General features: G+C 37.2%; 5 protein-coding genes. All 5 read right to left on the bottom strand.

The genetic code is table 11. The annotated features are described in order from the left end of the window. Window positions 1–54: 54 nt before the first annotated feature. Complete coding sequence (locus tag E1171_RS09875) at window positions 55–1,104, bottom strand: NAD(P)H-dependent glycerol-3-phosphate dehydrogenase (RefSeq protein WP_155205839.1); 1,050 nt, start codon at window positions 1,102–1,104, stop codon at window positions 55–57. Then, window positions 1,082–2,764: a 1-acyl-sn-glycerol-3-phosphate acyltransferase gene (locus tag E1171_RS09870; protein WP_155205838.1), complete on the bottom strand. Its 1,683-nt coding sequence runs from the start codon at window positions 2,762–2,764 to the stop codon at window positions 1,082–1,084. The genes E1171_RS09875 and E1171_RS09870 overlap by 23 nt, the downstream gene beginning before the upstream one ends. A gap of 363 nt (window positions 2,765–3,127) precedes the next feature. Continuing rightward, the gene (locus E1171_RS09865) at window positions 3,128–4,579 is read right to left on the bottom strand and encodes an OmpA family protein (protein WP_187696374.1); all 1,452 of its coding nucleotides are present in this window, start codon (window positions 4,577–4,579) and stop codon (window positions 3,128–3,130) included. A gap of 34 nt (window positions 4,580–4,613) precedes the next feature. Continuing rightward, complete coding sequence (locus tag E1171_RS09860; RefSeq protein ID WP_155205836.1) at window positions 4,614–5,627, bottom strand: PorP/SprF family type IX secretion system membrane protein; 1,014 nt, start codon at window positions 5,625–5,627, stop codon at window positions 4,614–4,616. A 57-nt stretch (window positions 5,628–5,684) separates the two neighbouring features. Beyond that, the coding region (locus tag E1171_RS09855; protein WP_155205835.1) for a T9SS type B sorting domain-containing protein at window positions 5,685–6,339 on the bottom strand (655 nt) is incomplete at its 5' end.

Genomic DNA, 6,339 nt, shown 5'->3' with positions numbered 1-6,339 from the left:
TTTAAACCAGGATTTGTTAAACTTTCCCCCACTAAAAGGAGATAGAAAAGGTCTCTACATAAAATCGATGTCTACATAAAATGGGTATTTCATCAGATATTGTAAAGCTTCTTCTACTCTTAATCCTTCAAATAAAACTTGATAGAGTGAATGTGTTATAGGAGCCCTTACTTTATAAGAGTTGGCCATATGGTGAACAATCTTGATGGTATTCACTCCTTCAGCTACCTCCTTCATATCGTTGAGGATATATTCCAATTTTTCACCCTTTGCCAAACGGTTTCCTACGGTAAAATTTCTACTTAGGGTTGAAGAACAAGTGGCCACCAAATCTCCCACACCAGCCAATCCTAAGAATGCCTCCGTATTTCCCCCAAACGCCTTTCCTACCCTAATCATTTCACTCATTCCTCGACTGATCAGCAGTGCCCGGGCATTTTCTCCATAACCTAATCCACTTAATGCCCCTGCTCCGATTGCAATTATATTTTTGAGCACACCACACCACTCTATTCCAATCAAATCGTTACTGCTATACACCTGGAAACGTTCACTTCTTAAAAGCCTCTGTCCAGCTTGAATTACTTCATCAAATGGACTTGCCACAACAGCAGCTGCAGGCTGACAATCGGCTAACTCTCTTGCAAGATTAGGCCCAGCTAAACAACCAATACGAACCACGGAACTCTCTTCTCGAATGACTTCACTCATGGTCCGAACCTCATTCCTGCTTAATTTACCAGGACTTTCCTCCAGGTCATAAGATTTGCAATCCAGCCCCTTTGTAGCATGTATTAAAATATGATAGGGATGTAAGAAAGAACCAAATCCCTGCATCATTTTCCGAAATTGGGAAGAAGGTACAACTGGAAAAATTACATCACATTTTTCGGCAATGAGTTGTAAATCATTTACGGCCTGTACACGTTCATGAAGCTGCTGTCCCTGACTAAGCCCCTGATCCACCATTTGCTTTACCACTGCCTTATTTCGGGCAAATAAGAGAACATTTGAATTTTCTGCCAGCAAATTGGCAATGGCTGTCCCAAAGCTCCCTGCACCAATCACCCCAACTGGCTTCTCAGACCTCCTTTTCAAGCCCATAGCCTTCCAATCTATTATGATAATAAAACAATGTATTCATATCTTCTGAGGAAATCCCTTCCCCTACCCTAACTACCGGTCTTTTAGCATGATACATCCCCACATTTTCCAGTCCATGCTGAATCACTTCATCCATATCACCTAACAAATGGGGAGCTACCCCAACCATCCCGGTTTCGTTTAATTGCAAAATCTTCTCCCGAAGTTTGGAACAGCTTTTCCGAAACAAACCATAAGGTAAAAGTCGTTCTTCCTCGGGCAATCGGAGAAGGTCATAGAGATCCAAATTATAGTGTTGTTTCTTTAATAATTCAAATGCCACAAAGGCTACCAAATGACTAGAAAAAACCCTACTAATTCGATGGAACTCACGTACCACCACCTCACTCAACATCCGAGTATATTCTTCCTCCCGCTGTGGATTATGTGTAATCCGGCCATCAGAAGTGAAATAATCTCGGGTATTTATTTTCCTTCCCCGATTATCAATACTATTTCCCTCATCGTCCACATAATTCCCAAAAAGATCCAAACCTCTACCGAAGGACACTGAAATATCAGACCCTTTTGTAAAGAACTTAAATAAAAACTTCAATATTTTATAAGAATTGGAATATTCTTCCTTTTCTACATAATAACGCTCCTGTCCTTTCTGCTGAAGGTATTGATTAATTAATTCGGGAGCCTCCAACACAAAATGATAGTTTAAGGCTATAGGAACAATAAATACTTTTTTACTGCTTCCCTCAGGATATTTTTCAAATAAACTGCGTTGAGCATCCAATGCAGTTCCCAACAAACCTAGTTTTAAACGCTTTTCAATTTTTCCGGACCTTGAACGTGTCCCTCCAGGAAAAAATAAAGAATGACACCCCTCCTGTAAAGAAAGTGAAGAATAGTTCTTAAGACTTTCTAAATATGCCAAATTCTTTTTTCTCCGATCCACCTTATAAGCCCCAAGGCTATTCATAAAGTAGGAAAAGAGCTTAATATTAAAAAGGTTTAATCCCGCTCCATATGTGACTGGAGGCACTCCTATCGTATCTATAGACCAACCGACCAATATGGAATCCAGGTTGCTATAATGTGTAGGAACAAAAACCACTGTACCCAAAGTGGCTAATTTTCTAACATGTTCTACAGCCCCAACAATATGCAACTTATCACGAAGTGAATATCTGTTGCTCCATAAAGAACGGATTCCCTGTACCCTGCTAGCGTTCAATAAACGCCTAAACCCGAATGCCGCCATCTGCTTTCCAGCCCTGTAATAAGAAGGCCTGAAACTACCCGCAATCTCATTGACATATCTACTAACTATCCGGTAGAGTAGATCTTCTTCAATTTCTCTGCTGTCTTCTATAGATTCTTGAGAAAGCCCCACCAATCGTGACCGTATCCCCATCCAGAAAAGTCTATCGTCTTCAGGGTCAACTTTCCAGGAGTTTTGCTCTATCCGAATCTTCTCTCTATGAACTATCCCCTCCAGCCTATCTCTAAGCAATATCGGATTCTTTTTTAACTTATGGAAAGTATCAAGGGTAACCTGCTCAATAAATTCTTTACGGCGCCGGCTTAACCTTCTAATCGGCCATGTCTTAGAATTGGGAAAGATGGTTTCATATTCCTTATGTATATCTTGATTCCCTGCTGGCTTCATTGAAATATCTCCTTAAAAAAACGCAAAGATAAAAAAATTCAGGAATTTATAGAAAGTTATCGGTTAGGACCTCTCCTAAAACGACTACTATTCAGGTTGAGGACGAAATTAGACTATGATTTAAAGGACTTTAACCGTCTACCATTTTTAAAAAGGGTATCTCTACTATAAGAATCTGAAAAATTAAAAAGTAGAAGATGTACCCTTTCGGGGAGTTTCCCTAAACCAATTCATTTAGGGGCAACAACAAAAAGCCCAACATTTAAGATTTGCCCTATGTAAAATCCCCACCAAATGGTATACTACCCAAATTCGTAAATTTCTTAGAAATCAGTTTAATCAAACCTATTTTTTTAACATCTCCTATTTATTTCCCTCTTCTATTAATACCCTACGATTGAACTCTCGTCCCTCCAAGGTGGTATTCAATTTTACAGGTTCATTTTCCCCTTTTCCTTCTACTATATTTAAAACTTTCTCCGAAATACCTGCTTCCAGCATATAATTTCTAACCGACAATGCTCTTTGTTCCGACAACCATTGATTGTAATTCATATCACCAATATCATCTGTATGCCCCAAAACATTAATTTTGACATCTTTCAATTCCTGCAATTCAACAATCAATTGATCTAAAGTCTTAATACTTTCCGCTTTTAACCGGAAAGAATCAAAATCAAAAAAGATTAAACGTGGTTGAAGTTTATCATCCTTTATCCTCCCCACAATGGAAATAGAACCATCCTTCAAATTTAAAGGCTTATACTCAGCCTCTTCTTCCTCACTTTTGACTGAGTTCTCTACATTCTCATCATTAATTACACTCAATTCCTTTTCATTAACACTTTCATTTGGCTTCTCTCGAAATATAATATCATCAGAAATACCCTCTATGGAAGCTGTTAGGAGACCTTTATCCTCTTTTGAAATAATCTTTGAAACAAATATATCAGAAAATACTCCTTCCCTATTACTAGAAAAAAAAGCCTCCTGCCTATTATTGATTACAAAATAACCTTCAAAAAATTCGGTATTAATATTCTGACCAAGATTCACAGGCTCAGTCCAATGAGTCCAACTTTCATCCAGACGCTTGCTAACAAAAATATCCCCATCACCATACCCAAGATGATAATCACTTGAAAAATAAAGTGTTTTTCCATCATCGGCTAAAAAAGGAGAGATTTCAAAACCTCTTGTGTTTATCATTGGCCCTAAATTTATAGGATCTGACCATCCAGAAGAAGTTTTCAAACACACATACAAATCCTCCTCCCCGATAGCATCCCTTCCTTGCATGGAAATCAACACTACATCTTCTTTGGGAGTTATATGAATCCCTAAGAAGCCATTTTTACTTTTGAGTCCTTTAATGGGTTGTATATTAATTAATTCTGTCTCCTGCATAAAAGTAAAGGTTTTGGCAATTCCTTTGGGTTTTCCTTTTTTATTGCTGTAGGTATCCAATAAATAGATTCCCTGCCCATCTTCACTAATACCAATAATGGCATTATTTAAATCATTATTCCATTTCGGAAAATTGTTCTGGGCTTCTGACCAATTCCCTGTATTATCTCTATAACTTATCCAAATATCATGACCTGAGAATTCACCACCAAAGTTATCTTCAGACATAGCCCTAACAAAATACATCCTATTCCCATCAGGAGAAAAAACAGGTTGAATTTCTTCCATTTCGGAATTAATATTCTCACTCAACTTTTCAGGTTCTTGAAAGCCAAGTTCTTGCCCCATAAGCCGACCTCCAATTAAGGAGAACATTATTATGAACATTCCATAAAGATACTTTTTCATAAATTTATTCATGTTTTTATCTGAAAAGCCTAGATTAATAAAAGGATCCTCTAATAAATTGGGGAAATTCAAATCGCAGCATCACCTCATGACTACCTTGAAGGTATTCTCCTATGGCAGATAATGAAAAATCATAAGAATAATTTAACCTTAAAGTTTTAGCTAATTTCATCCCCAAACCGGCTATGATTGCCTTTTCGGTACGATATGCAACCATTGCCCAAATTTTATCTCTATAATCTAATTCCATAGAATAATAAGTAAGCAAGGGTGATGATGCAGTATACCTTAATAAGAAACCAGGAGTCACTTTTAACTTTGATGGTAAATCAAGGGAGTAATTTATTGTTAAATAATGAAATCGATTAATTTCCGGACTTTGGGATGATTCCTCAAGAAGAGTAGGGTCAGGCACCAACTGGTTTATAGAATAGCTAAGGTGAAATTTAGGAGAATACAAGGCTATTCCTGCATTTAAATCGAAACTACCTGAATTTGTTCCATTAAGCAAAAAGGACTCAAAAAGGGCATCATTTTCTTCGTTTCTAACATTAAACTTATCACGGTCAAATTGATAAGTTTTATAGCCTCCGGAAGCACCTAACCCTAATTGAAAGTTGTTCCTTAACTGAAACCGTATAGAGTAGGAAGCATAGAAAGAAACCTTTTTTAAGAGGTTCAAATTTTCAGAAACTACAAAACCTCCTATCCCATGCAAGGCCTTAATTTTCTTATTTCCTTGGTCTTGCAATAATTTAAAGTAAAGGTCAGGATCACTTACTCTTAGGGAATTATATGCAAAAGGAGGATAACCCGATCTCCCCAAAGGAGTTTGAAAACTTAGAAACAGGGTTTCCGGAGCCCCATCAAAAGCGGCCCATTGTTTCCTGTAACCTGCTTTTAATTCCAAGGAATTACTAAAACCCGTAAAAGCCGGGTTAAATATCTCCATATTTTGAAAATACTGACTAAGCACATAATGGTACTGGCCCTTTACATCCCAAAAGCTGCCTAAAAAAATTAGTGTGAATGTTATTAATCTTTTCATGAGTTACTTCAATAGTTCAGTATTTCTTCATCGTTTCAGGTTGTCTAATTTTTTTCACTATCGTATAAGCATTACAGATCCGCTTAAAACTTTATCCAAATCATGGAGCTTAATCACATAATAGTATACATCCATGGGAAGTAATTTCCCATTGTATTTTCCATCCCAATCTTTTGAAAAACCATTTGAAGAAAATAAAACTTGTCCTTGTTTATTGAAGATGTTTACTTCCACCTTTTGGAAATCCTCAATATTTTCGATTGTCCAGGTATCATTTTCACCATCACCGTTCGGGGTAAAAGCGGTAGGGATTATCCATTCCAAAGTGGGATCTTGATTAGGGGAAAGGGAAATGGTAAATTCTTTTTCGAAGGAAGTGTTTTTTTTGTCCGTTACTTTTACTCTAATCGTCAAAACAGACTTTTTTGCAAAATCCAAACTACCCTTTAGTAAAAGTTCATTATTTTCAATATCAAATGTTTCATTATCTTCACTTCCCTGTCCCTCCACTAATTGGTAGGTGTGTTCATCTTCTTTATCCTGATCAATTACACTAAAGTAGCCGACCAAACTGCCCACCTCGCTATTTTCCTCTAGGGACTTATTGCTTAACTGTATATCTTCAGGAGGATCGTTCATATCCAGAACTAGGATATCAAACCCTTTTTCAAAGGAATTTTCGCTATTATCAACCACTTTCACCCAAATTCTA

Origin of the sequence: Xanthovirga aplysinae (assembly GCF_009711365.1) — a bacterium.
Lineage (GTDB): Bacteria > Bacteroidota > Bacteroidia > Cytophagales > Cyclobacteriaceae > Xanthovirga > Xanthovirga aplysinae.
Note: the sequence above shows the minus strand (reverse complement) of the source record. Positions and strands in the feature narration are given on the sequence as shown.

Excerpts from the sequence above, each read along its gene's own strand:
- E1171_RS09875 (WP_155205839.1), bottom strand. The coding sequence starts at position 1,104 with ATGGGCTTGAAAAGGAGGTCTGAGAAGCCAGTTGGGGTGATTGGTGCA.
- E1171_RS09870 (WP_155205838.1), bottom strand. The coding sequence starts at position 2,764 with ATGAAGCCAGCAGGGAATCAAGATATACATAAGGAATATGAAACCATC.
- E1171_RS09865 (WP_187696374.1), bottom strand. The coding sequence starts at position 4,579 with ATGAAAAAGTATCTTTATGGAATGTTCATAATAATGTTCTCCTTAATT.
- E1171_RS09860 (WP_155205836.1), bottom strand. The coding sequence starts at position 5,627 with ATGAAAAGATTAATAACATTCACACTAATTTTTTTAGGCAGCTTTTGG.